Below are 17,501 nucleotides of genomic sequence, written 5' to 3'. Positions count from 1 at the left end.
CTCAAAGTTCTTTTTATTGAATATTTATCTAGTAGACTTATAATATAAACTCTTAAAAACAATGTAAAATGATGGAAACAGAAAAATCCAATCCGCAAACAGGAAAACAACCGACACCCCCGCAGTGGGAAATACCTTCCCCTCCGCCCCCCGCAACAGGGGGACTGAAACTGCCACCGCACTGGCACATGTTCATCAAAGTAGTGCTGATCGGCGTGTTGACCCTACTGCTGATGATTCCGATGATGATGATTGAAAACCTGATTGGCGAGCGAGAGCGGACGGCCGAAAATGCGACCGACGAGGTACATCAGAAATGGAGCGGTGGACAAACCGTGCTCGGCCCCGTGTTAACCATCCCCTTCAAAGGAGTTGTCAGAATGGACAGCGACGGGAAAGTGGAGCAAACTATCAGTATCGTCAATGTATCGCCGGAAACACTCGAAATCACCGGCGACATCCGAACTGAGGAGTTGAAGCGCGGTCTTTACAAAATCGTAGTATATCATTCACCGATCGAAATGAAAGGTACATTCGTACTGCCGGAAGATTTAAATATTCCGAGCGGCAACCTGAATGATCTGCATTTAAATGAGGCGATGATCAATATCGGCATCTCCGACCTGCGCGGCATCGGTGAGCAGGTAACAATGACTTTCGGGGAACAGACGCTCGTTTTCAATCCGGGCATTCCGCATAATCAAATGTTCTCGTCGGGCGTATCATGCAAAGCCGATGTCCGTGCGCTACTCGAAGGACAAACCATATCCTTCTCCGTAAAACTGGAACTGAAAGGCTCGGAATCGCTCTACTTCGCTCCGCTGGGTAAGACGACGAGTGTAGCGCTGACCTCAGACTGCCGGACGCCGAGCTTCACCGGAGCTTTCCTGCCCGACCATCGCGATGTGACAGGAGCCGGCTTCACGAGCGACTGGAAAGTGATGCACCTCAACCGTAACTATCCGCAAGCCTTGACCGACAGCAACTGGAACGACGAGGTAACTAAATCGGTCTTCGGCGTAGATATGCTGATGCCTGTGCAACATTACCAAAAATCGATGCGCTCGGTTAAGTACGCGATGCTGATCATCCTGCTCACGTTCGTCGTCAGTTTCTTCGTCGAAGTGCTCCAAAAGAAACAAGTACATCCGTTTCAGTATCTGCTTATCGGGTTGGCGTTATGCCTGTTCTATTCGCTGCTGATCTCCATTTCGGAACATACCGGCTTTACGACGGCCTACACCGTGGCATCGGCCATGACCGTCTCGCTGATCACATGTTACATGGCCGGCGTACTGAAAATCAAACGAACGGCATTGACCATCGGTGCACTGCTGGCCTGTTTGTACGTGTATATCTTCGTACTGATACAGATGGAAACGTATGCATTGCTTGCGGGAAGCATCGGGCTGTTTGTGATTCTTGCCGTCATCATGTACGTGTCGCAACGCATCAACTGGAGCGGTCGAGCATAAGTCTCAGGAACGTTCCAAGGGCGAGTAATCCCGTTTTTATTCCAGAGGAGATATCGAGACGAAACGTTTCGGTAACTCCTCTCGAGGTAAGTGCGGATGCTCGCCTCTTTTTTCGTCTATTGGAGACGGATAAAGTCAGACTGTTCGTTCCTTCACTTTCCAGAGCGAAGTGCCCCACAGCCCTACAAAAGTGATGGCGCCGTTAATCATCAGGATTTCGTACCCGAAGCGGTAGCCCATAACGCGCAACACCAGCTGCTCGAAAGCATAACAAATCAGGGGCGAGGCGATACATATATAAGGTACGTAACGGTCGATCGGCTGACGTTTCGTAAACAGCCCGAAAGCAAACAGTCCCAGCAGCGGCCCATACGTGTAAGAAGCAATGACATAGATCGCATCGATCACGCTGCGGTTATTCAGCGCTTTGAATATCATAATGATGATAACGAACAGCACCGAGATCAGCAGATGCACCTTCATACGCGTCTGTTTGGCTTTCTTGGCCTGTTCTTTTTCAATGCCGAGTATATCGACGCAGAACGAGGTGGTGAGCGCCGTCAGAGCCGAGTCGGCGCTGCTGAAAGCAGCCGCAATGATCCCGATCGTAAAGAATACGAGAATGGTGCTTCCCAAAATGCCCGAGGTGCAGAACATCGGAAGAATGTCATCGCCCGAAGCCGGCAACGTAATTCCCTGCTGTGCGGCGAGCGTGAGCAACAATACCCCCAGACAGAGGAACAGAAAATTGATCGGTGTAAAGGCCAGTCCGTAAGTGTACATATTCTTCTGCGCATCCTTCAGGCTCTTACACGAAAGATTCTTCTGCATCATATCCTGATCGAGTCCGGTCATCACGATGGTAATGAATATCCCGCTAAAGAACTGTTTTACGAAATGCTGTGTGCTGCCCCAGTCGCTCCACTCGAAAATGCGGAAATGGGGACTGTCCGTAACCGCCTGCCACATGCCCGTCATATCCAGCCCCATCCGGTCTTTTACTTGCCAGATAATCACCACAAGCGTGCCGACAAGGCAGAGCGCCTGCAACGTATCGGTCCAGATAATCGTCTTCACGCCGCTGCGGTAGGTATAGAGCCAGACGAGAAGGATACTGACGATGACCGTGACCCCGAACGGGATATTCCACGTACTGAACACGTAGGTCTGCAAGATAAGCACCACGAGATAGAGGCGTGCGGCCGCACCGATAATTTTCGAAAGCAGGAAGAACGAAGCTCCTGTTTTGTAACTTCGCCGCCCGATACGCGTTTCGAGATACGTATAAATAGAAGTGAGTCGCAACTTGTAGTAGAGGGGAAGCAGTACATTCGCAATCAACACGTAGCCAAAGAAAAAGCCGAGTACCGTCTGCATATACGTCATATCGATCTGGCGTACCCAGCCGGGCACCGAAACGAACGTCACCCCCGAGAGCGATGATCCGACCATCCCGATGGCCACGATATACCACGGCGACTTACGGTTTCCCAGAAAAAAAGCATCGTTACTTGAGCTCTTACGTCCCGTTATCCATGCAATCAAGAGCAATAGAGCGAAATAGGCGACAATAATCAGAAGAATAAGCTGACTGCTCATAGAAGTTCCGTATTTTTTGCTTTAGTTTTTTGCGACTTTATTTTCGCGGGCAAAACTACGCTTTTTTCCCGATTTAGCAAAAATGTCGTATATTTGTGTTCGGTTCAGAAAAAGACGGAGGAAAGACAATGCAACAACCGGGTGAATTCAAACAATTTCAAAAATTCCTATCGGAGACGGAAGGAGATTTTCATGTGCTTGAACAACGCGTGCCGGTAGAGAAGCAATTGCAGTATTTCAAGTTCTCCGACCGATTGAGAAAGGAAGCGATTCCATGGACGGAAGACGACTTTGAACAATTTGAGAGCGATCTCTACAATCCCGAATCGACCGAAGAATACAAACGGCGTATCCTATCCATATTCGCCGTGTCGAGGGACGTCAAATCGTACCGCAGACTGGAACGCTACGTGCAGTCACCGGCCCCCGAACTGACCGACTGGGCTTACATGGCGCTGATGGAGAGCCGAATCATGCTGGAGTCGGAGCTCTCGGAAGAGAAACAGATTTATATCTCCACGGGCTTGGGAGGCAAAGGCCAAAAACTTCGCTTCTATCTCCTGCTTCAAGCAAGCGAGAACCAACCGTTTCTCGATTATCAGCGCAAAGTGATTGAACGAGAGTTTGCTTTTGCCATGCAGAACGCAGACTGCGACATCGAGCGGCTGACCGTACACGAGGCTTATGCCGACCTGCTCGTCCTGATGCCGATACGTACTGATATCAAACGACTGATCGAGAATATTGTCGGGGAATGTAACCAATACGGCGACTTCCTGTGCAAGACATTCACCGTCACGAACGTAAAAGAACTGAACAGCGACGAGATCGCCCGTATTATCCACGGCGAAAAGAAAGAAAACGACACACCGGACAAGGAGGAATGAAAAGTCTTTCTATAATTATTCCCTGCTTTAACGAAGAAGAAGTTCTTCGTGAATCGTACAGACGCACCAAGGCCGTTTTGGACACGTTATCGTGCGATGCCGAGATCATCTATGTCAACGACGGTAGTCGTGACAAGACACGGGCGATGCTCGATGAGATCGCGGCTTCGGACCCGCATGTCAAAGTCCTTCATTTCTCCCGCAACTTCGGCCATCAACCGGCAGTCTCGGCAGGCATCAAGAATTGCCATACCGACCTCGCCATCATTATGGATGCCGACCTGCAAGACCCGCCCGAACTGATTCCGAAAATCCTCGCCTTACGCGAAAAAGAGCAGGCGAACAGCGTCTATTGCGTGCGCCGCTCGCGCGACAAAGAAAGCTTTTTCAAACTTCTTTCCGCCAGGCTGTTTTATCGGACAATGAATCGAATGAGCGAAGTCGAATTTCCGCTCGACACAGGCGACTTCCGACTGATCGATCGGAAAATCATGAACGAGTTCAACCGCCTGCGCGAACACGGCAAATATATCCGAGGGCTCGTCAGCTGGATCGGCTTCAAACAAGTCCCTTTCTATTACGAGCGTAAGGCGCGCGTGGCCGGCGAAACGAAGTACCCGTTAAGCAAAATGATCCGATTTGCTTCGAACGCCTTGTTGTATTTCTCCAAGAAACCGTTGCGATTAGCTATGGGGTTGGGATTTATCGCCGTCATCATCGGGATTATTCTCGCCATTTGGTTTATGCTCGGCAAATTGTACGGGTTCAGCAATGCCGAAACCGGCTGGACTTCGATCATGACCGTCGTCGTCTTTTTCGGAGGCGTCCAACTGCTTACCATCGGGGTACTGGGACAATATATCGGCGTGCTCTTCGACGAAATCAAGAACCGGCCGGAATATATCATCGACGAGAAGCGAAACTATACAGACAACGAAACCGATTGATTCATCCTTCGCCCTTCCGCATCATCCGCCAAACCATATAGAGGAGTTGTATCGTTACGAGCACGATGACGATCCATACGCCGTATGTCTTCAGAAAGACCATCCAAGGATGAGGAGGTTCGTCCGGAGCGCCGGTACGTTCCATCGAGACGACGGATAGATGAGGCAGCTCGTCCGGCACACGTTTACGAAACGTCAAGTCATATTGCGGCACAGAAACTCCGGCATTGCCATACGTTAAGGTATAGCGTCCTTTTTTGAGTTGCGCCACCGCATAACGACGCACAATTCGCGCAGAAACCGAGTCGATCCGGAGCGGTTGGTCGTCGCCGTTCGCGATCCGGAAACGCAACGTATCCATGCCGTATGACAGGCTTCGGAGAGCCAGTGAACTGCCGGCTTCGGAGCGCAATCGCCCGATTTTCACATCGTCCAGCCATACCGCCCGATCGTAATCTTCGGGAGCGGAGATGTAAAAGACCACGTCCTCAAAGCGATAAGCATAAGGGAAGGCCAACGTCACCTCGGTCTGTTTCCGCACATTATCGGTACGCAGTGCGTAATGCGTGGCGGGCACGTTCATCAGATGCCGGATGCGGATATCTCCTACCCCATTACGCCCGACGGAAAGGATATTCAGCGGCGCCGACAACGAATCGTTTACCGACAGCAAATAATAACGATAGTCGGAGACCGGAAACGAAACCGTTAGCCACGCTTCTGTTCCGCGCACCTCCGCCTGTTCCGACAGGCGAATATGATCTCTCACCGCATACCAGTTTTCGCCGTCGTTGCTGCCTTTGAGAGTCGCTCGCTTGTCGGTATCGGCATGCTTCACCCGTACCGTAAACGACGAGACGCGTTCACCGTCCGTTTGAATCCGGATATCCGTCTGCGACGTTCGCCGGCTCAGCTCGATGGGATACGGTTCGAAGTCATGGCCTCGACTGACGGAAGTTGCTTCGCGCACAAAATACGCGACCTCGCGCCCGTGCTCGTCACATATACGCAGGTCGGCCAAATCGGCACGGGCTGCGCCGATCAACGGAGCCGGCAGATCGATGGCATAAAAGCCGTCTGCATCGACAGGAGACAGGACGGCACGATGCGTCTGCGCCGTCATACTACCACCTACAAATATCAGCAAAAAGCTGACAAGAGTTACCTTATTCATTTTCTTCCTTTTCGGTTTCATCACGTTCATCACTAAACAATACGTTTTTCAGCTTTTGATACAGGAACGACAACAGCAACAGAATAACACCGAGCAAAATGAACACGGCTATTTTTCCGGCAATGGGCATCGTCCAAACATCGACAATCAGTAATTTGCCGAGCACGACGGCAAATACGCCGAGGCTCAACATCCGGAGCGTCTTAAGGTGTTTCCGCATCCCCAAGGTCATCAGAGCGAATCCCGCCACCGACAGAGCGATGGAGAAACCGGCGCTCAGACTGTCGTTCCATCCGACGGTATGGAGCAGGTGACGGACAGCCAGCGTCCACGTGGCCGTAGCCAACAGGCTGAGATAAATCGTAAAGCCGTTGCTGGCCGAGCTTCGCGCCGGCGTATTCCGGTAGTAGAGGACACCGACCCACACCAGTTCGGCCACGACCGTTGCGAGAATCATCCATGCCGTACGGCCACTTTCGGACTCGTAAGGCAGAATGGCGAGTGCGTAAAGGACGACACTGACGATCATCCCCAAAAAGTACGCCCACGACCAGCCCGCACCGAGCCGAAAACGACGCGACAAGGCAATGCTCAGGAAGAGGATATAACTCGTCTGAAACAGCGAAATATGACTTCCCGCGACGGCAAAACGCGACATCTCCGATACCACCACCACGTTCCCCAGAAAGGCGGAAAGCAGAATCAGTACGGCATTGGCCGGCGTATACCTTAAAATATACGTTTTATTGAAGGCTTCACGATAGCGGCCTATCAACACCCCGAGCGCCAGATAACTCAGGCAGACAAAAGCGTTCGTAGCAAACAATTTATTGGCAAAGATCGTTTGTCCTTCCGTCAGGTCGATTTCATACGGGGCAATATCCATCACGAATGAAATCAACGTAAGCCATACGAGGACAAAGGAAAAGTATGCGTACATCCGCGCTTTCGATTGGGCGTAAAGCCATCCGAGCAGCACCATTTCAGAAGCCCAGAAAAGGGTAATGAACGTGCCTTCGAGCTGAACAGGAACGGCAATAGAGACGAAAGTCAGCACGACGCCCAGCAACGTATGAAGCAGGAATTGATATTCGAGCCTGCGTTGTCGCAGCCACAGGATGGCAGCCATATTGACGATGGCTATGCCGAGAGGGAACAGGCCGTGAATCTTCACCGGGAGCGCCAAGTGATCGATAAAGAGCAGACTGAATCCCATATAAACGAAGTTATTCAGGACGACGGTCATCAACAGCATCCGGTTGGTCCACACCCATCCCCGGTCGTTACGCAGGATAGACAGCAAAGGCAAGAGGAAGATCACGTAGAAGAGCGAAGCGAAAAGCAGTAACCGCAACGCCATGACAGGATCGCTCACGCTCGTGTTCATCAGAAATACAAGCATGATGAGATACGTAGAGAAGAACGAAATCATCGGTAACTCCGCCCACTTTTTAAAGAACGATAGCATGAACATGCCGACATTCAGGATGGCGATGTAGGAGAACAGCACCATGTAGTTTCCTTCGCCGCTGCTCGTCAGGAAAGGCGCGATATACCCGCCGAGGAGCGCGATAACAGCCAGCTCGCGCCGGTCGTACAGCACGGCGAGTGCGGCCATGAATACAGTCAGTACGACGAGGATCACGAAGGCGACCGGCTGAGAGAACAGTTGATAATAATGGTACGCCACGGCTACGGTGACGTAGAACGTGGCAAAGGCGCCACCGGCCAGCAACGAACTGAAAGCGCGATATTTCTTCTGCAACTTCGCAGCGATGACCAGCAGGCCGGAACCTGTGGCGAAGCCCAGAATCGTCCGCGACACTTCGTTGATCCATTCGTTATCGATCGCATATTTCACAAACAGCCCGATACCGACCACCAGCACGAAGATACCGATTTTGCCGAACAAGTTTCCGCCGATAAATTCTTCGTAATTGATTTTTTTCGCAGGCTTCGGAGCGGAAGGAGCGGCCGGAGCAGCAGGCTTCGGCGGTTCTATGACAGGAGCGACCTCGACCGGTGCTGGAGGCGGAGGCACAGACGCGACGGAAGTCACGATTTCCCGTGGCGGAGGCGGCGGAGGCGTTACGCTTATATATTCGCGCGCTTGGGGCGCGTACTTCATCATATCCGTCTGCGGGAGAGTAGGCAACGCTTCAGCTGAACGTTGCGCAACAGGCTCAGCCACGGTCGCTTCTTCGGCCGATACGTCCGACTTCTTTTCCAGTATTTTTTGCAACATCGCCTCCATTGACAGAAGCCGTCTCGAGACCTCGCCGATACGTCCAAGAAGTACTAACCAGCCGATAATCGGAAAGATTATAATAAGTAGAATCAGAAAGACAATAATTCCAAATTCATCCATATGCTTTTTTACTTTTCATTTATTTTACCGAGCAAACATAGATAAAAAAGACGATATTTTATGCCGGCGCAATAAAAAAGATGAAAAAGACAGGGCTGACGCATCAGAATCCGATTGAAAACAGGATGATGCCGGACGAAGACAATCGAAGAACCTCTCTGATGAGTCGCGCGAAGATTTCCGTCTGTCGGCGGAAAGCCTGGCGAATCGCGCGAAGATTTCCGGACATCGGCGGAAAGCTTAGCGAGGTTCGCGAAGACCTTCGTCCGTCGATGGAAAGCTTAGCGAGTCGCACGAAGAATTCTGTCCATCGACGGAAAGCTTAATGAGCTGCGCGGAGACTTTCGTCCGTCGGCGGAAAGCCTGGCGAATCGCGCGAAGATTTCCGGACATCGGCGGAAAGCCTGGCGAGCTGCGCGAAGATTTCCGGAGAATACCGTTTCAACAAAGTCATTTGAATACGTCATGCCCCCGGTTTTTTATGGCACGCATTCGCAGTTATTTACGGAAAAGTACTATCTTTGCACTTCAATTTTACGATAAAGAATGACTCTTTCTGCTTTGACAGCTATATCGCCGGTAGATGGACGCTACCGAGACAAGGTAGAAGCGCTGGCTACCTATTTTTCGGAGTTTGCGCTGATCCGGTATCGTGTACGCGTAGAAATCGAATATGTTTGTTTGTTGGCAGAGGTACTGCCGCCCATGCAAGCACTGAACAAGGCCGACGTAAAGGAGGCCCTACGGAAGATTTATCTTGACTTCTCCCTCGATGATGCACAGCGTGTGAAAGAAATCGAGCAGACGACGAATCACGATGTGAAAGCCGTCGAATATTTCATCAAAGAACAATTCGATGCGCTCTCGCTACAGAAATACAAAGAATTTATTCATTTCGGACTGACTTCGCAGGATGTGAATAACACTGCCGTTCCTCTTTCGTTGAAAGAAGCGTTGGCGGCAGTGTATTTCCCCGGTATCGAGGCCGTAATCGCGAAGTTGAAAGGATATGCCGAAGCATGGAAAGACGTGCCGATGCTCGCTAAAACGCACGGACAACCCGCCTCTCCTACCCGTCTGGGAAAAGAGATTCAGGTGTTTGTCTATCGGTTGGAACAGCAACTGGCGCTGCTCAAGGCAGTCCCTGTCTCGGCCAAGTTCGGCGGAGCGACGGGCAACTTCAACGCGCATCATGTGGCTTATCCGCAGCATGACTGGCAACAATTCGGGAACCGGTTTGTGGAGGAAGTGCTTGGGTTAAAACGCGAAGCATGGACGACCCAAATATCGAACTACGACAATCTGGCTGCCCTCTTCGACGGTTTGCGACGCATCGATACGATCCTGATCGACCTCTGTCGTGACGTATGGCAGTACATCTCGATGGAATATTTCAAGCAGCAGATCAAAGAAGGCGAAGTCGGTTCGTCGGCGATGCCGCATAAGGTCAATCCGATCGATTTCGAAAATGCCGAAGGCAATCTCGGCGTGGCCGATGCCATCCTTACGCATCTGAGCATGAAGCTGCCGATCTCCCGGCAACAGCGAGATTTGACCGATTCGACCGTATTGCGTAATATCGGCGTGCCGCTGGCTCATATTGAAATCGCACTCAAAAGTTTGATAAAAGGACTCGGCAAGCTCCTGTTGAACGAGCAGGCCGTATCGCGCGAATTGGATGCACAATGGGCTGTCGTAGCCGAAGCTCTTCAAACCATTCTGCGCCGTGAGGGGTATCCCCAACCGTATGAAGCATTGAAAGCCTTGACACGCACAAACGAAGCGATCACGGCCTCATCGATTGCACAATTTATCGACACTCTCGATTTGAGCGACGCCATAAAACAAGAGTTGAAGGCCGTAACCCCCCATAATTACACAGGAATATAAAACAATAATAGAATAACCATTTTAAAACAGTCGGGAGACTGTGTAACACGTTTAACAATCAATTATTACTATTCAGTATGGATTTAGAAGAAAAAGACGGACGTCCACCTCGTCCAGAAAGTGAAAACCCGGAAAATCAAGATCAACGGGGCCGTATTTCGCGTAGCGAAAAGGAAGAACGGAAGCCTGCTTACCGCGCCACGAGAGATGGCGGAGGCTACCAGATGGAAGGAGCAGTAAGCCGCCCGGTCGCCAAACGTCGTCCGCGCATCAAGGACAGCCGCATGGCTGACTATAACCGGCCTTCGTACGGTAGGCCTTTCGGAGAAAGACCTTCTTATCGGCAGGCTGATCCCTACATGCAGGAAGAAGAACGGCCGCTTCGCGCAAGCGATCCGGAAGGCGGCGAACGACAGCCTTATATGCCCTCTTATTCGCAATCGCCCGAGGGCAGACCGCGTCGTCCCTATGTGCCGCGTACAGGAAACGATGGCGGACCTTTCCGTGCGCCGAAAAACAACGAGCGACGCCCCGGAATACCCGGAAACAACAACCGTCCGGCAGGCAAGCCGAAGAAACAGGCTAAGAAAGGCGCACGCCCGAACATGAAGTTCAACTTCCAGAAACAGGTGAAGTATGAAGAAGAACTGACCGATCCGAACGAACCGATCCGTTTGAATAAATTTCTGGCCAACGCCGGCGTATGTTCACGTCGCGAGGCAGACACATTTATTCAGGCCGGCGTCGTAAAAGTAAACGGCGAAGTAGTGAAAGAACTCGGCACCAAGATTACACGTCAGGATCAGGTCATGTTTCACGACCAACCGGTGCGCATCGAAAGCAAGATTTATATTCTGCTCAACAAACCGAAAAACTGCATGACAACGGTAGATGACCCGCAAAATCGCCGCACGGTCATGGATTTGGTCAGGAACGCCTGCCACGAACGCATCTATCCCGTCGGCCGTCTGGATCGCAACACGACCGGTGTGCTGTTGCTGACGAACGACGGTAATCTCGCTTCGAAACTGACGCATCCGTCGTTTAAAAAGAAAAAAATCTATCACGTGTGGTTAGATAAGGAAGTAGCCATAGAAGATATGGAGAAACTGGCTACCGGACTGGAGCTGGAAGACGGTGAAATCCATGCCGATGCGATCAGCTACGCCAGCGAGACCGACAAGAAACAGGTCGGAGTCGAAATTCACTCGGGACGAAACCGTATCGTACGCCGTATGTTCGAAGCACTCGGCTATCACGTGACGAAACTCGACCGCGTTTATTTTGCCGGACTGACGAAAAAGAATCTGGGCCGTGGCAAGTGGCGCTATCTGAACGAACAGGAAGTAAATGCTTTACGTATGGGAGCGTTTGAATAAGCATTACAGGAGGTAACCGACAATGAAACGAACAAAGATTACAGACCTGTTAAAAGGCGAAGCGTGCGGTACGGATGTAGATGTCTGCGGATGGGTACGTACGCGAAGAGGCAGTAAGCAGGTGACTTTTATCGCACTGAACGACGGCACGACGATCCATAACCTGCAAGTGGTTGCGGACATCGAGAAACTGGGCGAAGAAAACCTGAAGCAGGTCACGACCGGCTCATGTATTCGTGTCAGCGGAAAGCTCGTACCGTCGCAGGGACAAGGACAGCAGGTCGAAGTGCAGGCCGATCGGATCGAACTGCTCGGCGCAGCCGACCCGAACGCATACCCGTTGCAGAAGAAAGGACATTCACTCGAATTCCTGCGGGAGATCGCCCACTTGCGTCCCCGCACCAACACCTTCGGCGCCGTATTCCGCATCCGCCACCACATGGCTATGGCCATTCACACGTTCTTCCATCAGAAAGGCTTCTTCTACTTCCATACGCCTATCATCACGGCCTCCGATGCCGAGGGCGCAGGACAAATGTTTCAGGTTACGACACAAGACCTGAAGCAGGTGAAGAAGAACGAAGACGGCTCCGTCAATTACGACGACGACTTCTTCGGCAAGCAGGCCAGCCTGACGGTTTCCGGACAGTTGGAAGGCGAACTGGGAGCCATGGGACTGGGAGCCATCTACACATTCGGACCTACGTTCCGTGCTGAAAATTCGAATACTCCGCGTCACCTGGCCGAGTTCTGGATGATTGAACCGGAAGTAGCGTTCAACGAGATCGAAGAAAATATGAATCTCGCGGAAGAGTTTATCAAATATTGTGTGCAATGGGCTTTAGACCATTGCCGCGACGATATTCAATTCCTCAACGATATGTTCGACAAGGAGCTGATCAACCGGCTGGAAAGCGTGTTGAAAGACGATTTCGTACGTCTGGCCTATACGGAAGGTATACGCATCCTCGAAGAGGCTGTGGCCAAAGGACATTCATTCGAATTCCCCGTCTATTGGGGAGCCGATCTGGCTTCGGAACACGAACGCTACCTTGTGGAAGAACATTTCAAACGCCCCGTCATTCTGACCGATTATCCGAAAGAGATCAAAGCGTTCTATATGAAACAGAACGACGACGGAAAGACGGTACGCGCCATGGATGTACTGTTTCCGAAGATCGGCGAAATCATCGGAGGCTCGGAGCGTGAAGCAGACTACGACAAACTGCTCCAACGCATTGAGGAACTCCACATTCCGATGAAGGATATGTGGTGGTATCTCGACACCCGTAAATTCGGCACCTGTCCTCATGCCGGATTCGGACTGGGCTTCGAGCGGCTATTGCTGTTTGTCACCGGAATGTCTAACATCCGCGATGTAATGCCGTTCCCACGCACCCCGAAGAACGCAGAGTTTTAAAAAAATCCCCCCTTATTTTATTCCTGTTCTTCCGAACACAAGAAGAGAATAAGGGGGATTCTATCACTACAAAAAGGCTTGCTTTTATGAGCCGAAAACGACTCATGGCCGAATCTTTCAGGAAATCATCACAGTAATCGTTTTTTAAAGCAGCCGGAGTAATCCTGCCCCCCCTCCGAAGAGAGGTTTAGGGGGGATGAGAAGGGGTTTTATCCCTTTATTTAATGCAATACCCCCCCTCTATGTAGGGGGCAAAACCCATCTATGTAGGGACGATTCGAACGAGTGAAGGTATGAATCAAGTATATCAATACCCTCACTCTCCCCGAACGCATTTATTTCCGGCTTTTTATTTTGAGTTTTACCGGACAACAATCATTCCCTTTCTATTTTTTTAGTTTGTAGAGTATGATTACAGGATTTTCCTCATCATTGAGAGAGTGGATGAGTTGTTCTAATTTCTGCTGTTTTTCCGGATATTGAACGTCGATATGCCCCTTATTCTCGATAAAAGATGTTTTTAGATTTTCCGGTTCCACATTGACCATAAAATAGTCACTGGAGGCAGAAAAAAAAGTAGTCGGCGAGACTCCTCCGTCAATATTGTTTATCCATCCCCCTCCTTCCAAAAAACCATGCTTGTCGATATTGTCAGGCTCAGAACTCCACGCCGATATTTTGGCCGTCTGTTTATCATAGACTGCAAACCATCGCTTCCTATTGTATGGGAATACGGCCAAAAGATGTGTCGCTGTTTCGCAAAAAGATGGCGTAGAAATATACTTACTGCGTTCTTGTTTTAATAATCGAATATCTGCAAAAGCCTCACGACTGATTTTATATTTTCCAAAATTGATCACATATCTCGGAACAATTTCATCCCTTGAGATAGCATACACCGTATCGTTTATACACGTCAATACCCGAACCGTATCGTTATACCTCCATATAGATGGACTACTTGCGTTTCCTTCAGGATAATACGGTTCACTTTTTTTTAATTGAACCGTATCGCCGTTGCTATTCAGAATACCCGCAATAAAAAGCCCGGGATCATCCATTTCGGTGCCATGCTGTAAATGGATCGCCACTCTGTTTGTATCCAGAATATTTATTTTGTAAACACTATTTGATACCGGAGTTTCCCTTATATACTCTCCATCCGCATTATACCACAATATCTTACGGCCATAATTACTGTAAAGAGCAACAAGATTGTGATATAAATCAGCAGAACGAATACCCAAATGTTCTTTAGGGCCTTGTCCCTTACGACTTATTTCACAAATAAATTTTCCTTCGCGTGTATAACATAAGAGTCTACCTCTGACTTGCAATAACAGATAATTGCGGTTAAAGGATATTCCAAAGATGATATCAACCAACGTGGCGGGATATTCGGGACGGATATATTCAATATCTTCAACAAAATCGCTTAAAGGAAGCGATTCACCGGAATTCTCCACAGCATAAGCCAAGTCGATAACAGGTACGGAGTCACCTGTCGAAGAACGATCATTCTTCCCGAAAGAAGAACAGCTTGCCAGACTCAAGATCATAACAGCCGTTATACACAAAAAGCCTAAAAAACCATGTAATACTTTCATAATAAAACGTTTTTAACATTGTGATAAAATTTATTTAAATCGCATTCGTTTACAGCTATTTCTTTAAAGAAGGAATTCCATCGGTGGAGGTCATAATCCTCATTCTTTATTTAACAATCTCCCTATAAACATCACATTATTATCCTCTTCGTCTATCGAGTTCCTCAGCACTTGCAAGTATCTTTTATCTTTATCGGAGCCATGCTCCTTATTGAGATATTCGTCTATCTTTTCAACCAAATCTGAAGGCTCATACATTTCGTGATACCATCCATTGCTTGCATAAGGTAACGCAACGCAGGGAATGCCACCAACTTTATCATTGGTTATTTTCACATAATACGCTAGCCTTGATTCTTTATCTACCACAATCATAGTAAACTTCGGCTCTTCTACTTCACGCTCAAGAGAAAATAAAGTTACCATGAAACAAGAAGGTAATTCATTGTGTATGCAACCATATCCCTGATGATTTGTCATCACAAATCGCGGACTTATTTGACCGTTTCGGGTATCGATACGATATAATGTATCCGAAGCCGTTGTCATATAAGAAAAATCGACATGGTTATTATAAAACCAGACTTCATGATTGTAGCCAACAAAAGCCCCCTCTTTATCACGTGGTTCAATCGCTCGATTTTTATTTGGAAGTGTACGCATAAGTTCGTTATTTGTGTCGATCCGTGCATACTGAAAATCCGTTATTCCTTTCAGGCATAAATGAATCAAGGATATACTCCCATCGCTTTCAATTCTAATCTGTGGTTTCTGCATCTTTCCGACATGAACGGCACCTATGAAATTTCCTTGGAAATCATATTTAAAGAGATTCTTTCCCGTAAACGGAGCAAGACAAATCGTATTTGTTTTTTCATCCATTGCGGCACTATAAAGTGTGGTATATTCACCCGGCCCTTCCCCGATACGGCCGATATCACAAACAAATCGACCATCGTGGTCAAATAATTTGAAAGGAGACATAGCGTCTTGCAATATCCCGATATAATGATCGGTAATATAGACCTTCCATGCCTTAAAAAATGCCGTGTCCGAATTCTCAAAACGAACCATCTTGAAATCAGAGATCCATTCACTTAAATTCATCTCTTTGCATTCAGAGATGTTGGAAGCATCGCACACAAAGACCGTATCATTTCCTATCATCCGATATACGACTTCGTTTTTATGCTTATCCGAACAACTACCCGTGGCGACAAATAACAATGCAAATACAATGCTAATTTTCAAGAAATAACAAAAACCGATGTGTTTAAATAAAATGGATCTCATTTCGATTTTACCTTTATAATCGTTAATACCGTATGTTTTTCTTCGTCGCCGATTTCCTTTTTGAAAAAGTCATCCGCTCTTTTTTTGTATTCCGATTTTCGAAAAACATCACTTATCACCGTATATTGATTTTCGGCCACTTTTCGTCCTTTTAAATAAAGTTCTTTCGGATGACCTTTTGCTCCTCCCTGACTTTCTCCGGCATTGACCATGATTAGATATTCTCCCGAAAGATGCTCCGGTTCGAAAGCTAACCCGCCGTCATAATCATTGAATATTCCAAAATGCAGGTGCTTTGTACCAATGCTTTTTTGCAGATCGTTATGCGTACGACTTAGCACCTTTTTCTTCTTATCATATATCAAAAAATTGGATGTAGGAAGCATTAATGAACCATGCGTATAACCCACGATCAAATACCGAGATATCTCGAAAAAACGAGTGATATACTTGCTACTGTCCGTCCAAATATCATAATAACCAATCGGGCAAGTATACATGTTTGTGCAATATCGATGTAGCTCCTCCACTTTCTCTCCGGTATATTCAAGTCTTTTTTTAAGAGGAACTTTCACAAGTTTTTCTTCTATGGCAATGGGCGATAAATTCAACGTATGCCCATGAATAGCATAGAGCGTATCACTGTAAGGCGCGTGATAACATAACGTTCCATTACTTCTGAATAAAATACGTTGCCAAGTTCTATTTACGGAATAAACGGATGGAGGAGGGGTAAAACGTTCATCGTTTGCGATGCGATGTACAACCTTTCCATTTTGATTAACAAACACAATCTTGTCTTGATTATTCCCGAAGTTGATATTCGCTATCGCAAATGTGGTATCGTTGACAGCTAAAAATGAATAGCCATAATATCCCAGTTCGGGGAGAGAGGACGAGTATTTGACTTTTGTTTTCCAAATATGATTCCCGTTCAGGTCATAAGCACAGAGTTCTTTTGTCAGAAATGTATAGGTGTATAATTTCTGTCCATCGGATGAAACATCGAAACTGCCACTGTAAAGCGGCAGTTTACTTCTTACTTCTCCATTCGCATGAAAGATGTAAACATTTCTTATATCGCTCACCAAAATCAAACTGTCGAGGTAATGTAGTTGAAGCACATCTAAATTGCTCCCTTTAAGCGAAATATAAAAAAGGCTGTCTGCAATATCAGTCAGACGGATACTATCTTTACTTTCCGGTTTATCGTTTGACAACACAATGGGGGAATCATCTATGAAATAAGAATCTTCTGTTGTCTGAACTTTTCCTGTTTTCGTATGGTTATTACAACAAACAGCTATCAAAATGGAAAGAACAGAAATACACGTATATACATCTTTAATCATGGATAAAAGTAATTATAAAGCAAACTCTGACTGCAAGTTTAAAATACCGTTTTTATTTAGTCACTCCTTAAAAAGCCCAATTTTCTTCGCCTTGTAAAACTTGGAAATTC

Annotated in this window: 13 protein-coding genes; 7 read left to right on the top strand and 6 right to left on the bottom strand. The window is 48.1% G+C overall.

Annotated elements, in window-relative coordinates; translation table 11 throughout:
• The first annotated feature begins 68 nt into the window (after positions 1-68).
• Entirely contained in the window at positions 69-1,475 is a 1,407-nt protein-coding gene (gene creD, locus Q4A89_RS07435; RefSeq protein ID WP_303184650.1) for a cell envelope integrity protein CreD, read from the top strand.
• Between the two features lie 135 nt (positions 1,476-1,610).
• Here the strand turns inward: creD and Q4A89_RS07430 are convergent, their stop codons facing one another.
• Positions 1,611-3,074, bottom strand: coding sequence for a sodium:solute symporter (locus Q4A89_RS07430; RefSeq protein WP_303184649.1), 1,464 nt, complete (start codon positions 3,072-3,074; stop codon positions 1,611-1,613).
• A 128-nt stretch (positions 3,075-3,202) separates the two neighbouring features.
• On the opposite strand from Q4A89_RS07430, the gene Q4A89_RS07425 reads away from it, so the two are divergent.
• Both Q4A89_RS07425 and Q4A89_RS07420 read left to right on the top strand, forming a co-directional pair.
• On the top strand, positions 3,203-3,961 hold the full coding sequence (locus Q4A89_RS07425) for a hypothetical protein (RefSeq protein WP_303184648.1): 759 nt from the start codon (positions 3,203-3,205) through the stop codon (positions 3,959-3,961).
• A complete protein-coding gene (locus tag Q4A89_RS07420; protein ID WP_303184647.1) occupies positions 3,958-4,908 on the top strand; it encodes a glycosyltransferase family 2 protein in 951 nt (316 codons plus the stop codon). The genes Q4A89_RS07425 and Q4A89_RS07420 overlap by 4 nt, the downstream gene beginning before the upstream one ends.
• Position 4,909: 1 nt before the next feature.
• Here the strand turns inward: Q4A89_RS07420 and Q4A89_RS07415 are convergent, their stop codons facing one another.
• Together Q4A89_RS07415 and Q4A89_RS07410 are read right to left on the bottom strand one after the other, a co-directional pair.
• Complete coding sequence (locus tag Q4A89_RS07415) at positions 4,910-6,082, bottom strand: hypothetical protein (protein WP_303184645.1); 1,173 nt, start codon at positions 6,080-6,082, stop codon at positions 4,910-4,912.
• The gene (locus tag Q4A89_RS07410; protein WP_303184644.1) at positions 6,075-8,450 is read right to left on the bottom strand and encodes a DUF2339 domain-containing protein; all 2,376 of its coding nucleotides are present in this window, start codon (positions 8,448-8,450) and stop codon (positions 6,075-6,077) included. Before Q4A89_RS07410 ends, Q4A89_RS07415 begins: the two co-directional genes overlap by 8 nt.
• An 80-nt stretch (positions 8,451-8,530) precedes the next feature.
• Here Q4A89_RS07410 and Q4A89_RS07405 point away from each other — a divergent pair, with 80 nt between their 5' ends.
• From Q4A89_RS07405 to asnS, 4 genes are all read left to right on the top strand, one after another.
• Entirely contained in the window at positions 8,531-8,776 is a 246-nt protein-coding gene (locus tag Q4A89_RS07405; RefSeq protein WP_303184642.1) for a hypothetical protein, read from the top strand.
• 220 nt (positions 8,777-8,996) lie between these two features.
• Positions 8,997-10,340: an adenylosuccinate lyase gene (gene purB, locus Q4A89_RS07400; protein ID WP_303184640.1), complete on the top strand. Its 1,344-nt coding sequence runs from the start codon at positions 8,997-8,999 to the stop codon at positions 10,338-10,340.
• 77 nt (positions 10,341-10,417) lie between these two features.
• Positions 10,418-11,719 carry a pseudouridine synthase gene (locus Q4A89_RS07395; RefSeq protein ID WP_303184638.1) on the top strand — a complete coding sequence of 434 codons (1,302 nt, stop codon included), beginning with the start codon at positions 10,418-10,420 and terminating at the stop codon, positions 11,717-11,719.
• 22 nt (positions 11,720-11,741) lie between these two features.
• Positions 11,742-13,139, top strand: a complete 1,398-nt coding sequence (asnS, locus tag Q4A89_RS07390; RefSeq protein ID WP_303184637.1) for an asparagine--tRNA ligase — start codon at positions 11,742-11,744, stop codon at positions 13,137-13,139.
• A 386-nt stretch (positions 13,140-13,525) separates the two neighbouring features.
• On the opposite strand, the gene Q4A89_RS07385 is transcribed toward asnS, so the two are convergent.
• The 3 genes from Q4A89_RS07385 to Q4A89_RS07375 form a co-directional block, all read right to left on the bottom strand.
• The gene (locus Q4A89_RS07385) at positions 13,526-14,746 is read right to left on the bottom strand and encodes a 6-bladed beta-propeller (protein ID WP_303184636.1); all 1,221 of its coding nucleotides are present in this window, start codon (positions 14,744-14,746) and stop codon (positions 13,526-13,528) included.
• 99 nt (positions 14,747-14,845) lie between these two features.
• The gene (locus Q4A89_RS07380; RefSeq protein WP_303184634.1) at positions 14,846-16,039 is read right to left on the bottom strand and encodes a 6-bladed beta-propeller; all 1,194 of its coding nucleotides are present in this window, start codon (positions 16,037-16,039) and stop codon (positions 14,846-14,848) included.
• Positions 16,036-17,391 (bottom strand): hypothetical protein, encoded by a 1,356-nt coding sequence (locus Q4A89_RS07375; RefSeq protein ID WP_303184633.1) that lies wholly within the window; start codon positions 17,389-17,391, stop codon positions 16,036-16,038. The genes Q4A89_RS07380 and Q4A89_RS07375 overlap by 4 nt, the downstream gene beginning before the upstream one ends.
• Positions 17,392-17,501 lie beyond the last annotated feature (110 nt).

The sequence above is a fragment of the Tannerella sp. genome (assembly GCF_030528505.1).
GTDB lineage: Bacteria > Bacteroidota > Bacteroidia > Bacteroidales > Tannerellaceae > Tannerella.
The sequence above is the reverse complement of the archived record's forward strand: the minus strand, read 5'-3'. Positions and strand labels throughout refer to the sequence as shown.

Bases quoted from the DNA above. Each gene is read 5' to 3' on its own strand.
- creD (WP_303184650.1), top strand. From the start codon at position 69: ATGATGGAAACAGAAAAATCCAATCCGCAAACAGGAAAACAACCGACA.
- Q4A89_RS07430 (WP_303184649.1), bottom strand. From the start codon at position 3,074: ATGAGCAGTCAGCTTATTCTTCTGATTATTGTCGCCTATTTCGCTCTA.
- Q4A89_RS07425 (WP_303184648.1), top strand. From the start codon at position 3,203: ATGCAACAACCGGGTGAATTCAAACAATTTCAAAAATTCCTATCGGAG.
- Q4A89_RS07420 (WP_303184647.1), top strand. From the start codon at position 3,958: ATGAAAAGTCTTTCTATAATTATTCCCTGCTTTAACGAAGAAGAAGTT.
- Q4A89_RS07415 (WP_303184645.1), bottom strand. From the start codon at position 6,082: ATGAATAAGGTAACTCTTGTCAGCTTTTTGCTGATATTTGTAGGTGGT.
- Q4A89_RS07410 (WP_303184644.1), bottom strand. From the start codon at position 8,450: ATGGATGAATTTGGAATTATTGTCTTTCTGATTCTACTTATTATAATC.
- Q4A89_RS07405 (WP_303184642.1), top strand. From the start codon at position 8,531: ATGAAAAAGACAGGGCTGACGCATCAGAATCCGATTGAAAACAGGATG.
- purB (WP_303184640.1), top strand. From the start codon at position 8,997: ATGACTCTTTCTGCTTTGACAGCTATATCGCCGGTAGATGGACGCTAC.
- Q4A89_RS07395 (WP_303184638.1), top strand. From the start codon at position 10,418: ATGGATTTAGAAGAAAAAGACGGACGTCCACCTCGTCCAGAAAGTGAA.
- asnS (WP_303184637.1), top strand. From the start codon at position 11,742: ATGAAACGAACAAAGATTACAGACCTGTTAAAAGGCGAAGCGTGCGGT.
- Q4A89_RS07385 (WP_303184636.1), bottom strand. From the start codon at position 14,746: ATGAAAGTATTACATGGTTTTTTAGGCTTTTTGTGTATAACGGCTGTT.
- Q4A89_RS07380 (WP_303184634.1), bottom strand. From the start codon at position 16,039: ATGAGATCCATTTTATTTAAACACATCGGTTTTTGTTATTTCTTGAAA.
- Q4A89_RS07375 (WP_303184633.1), bottom strand. From the start codon at position 17,391: ATGATTAAAGATGTATATACGTGTATTTCTGTTCTTTCCATTTTGATA.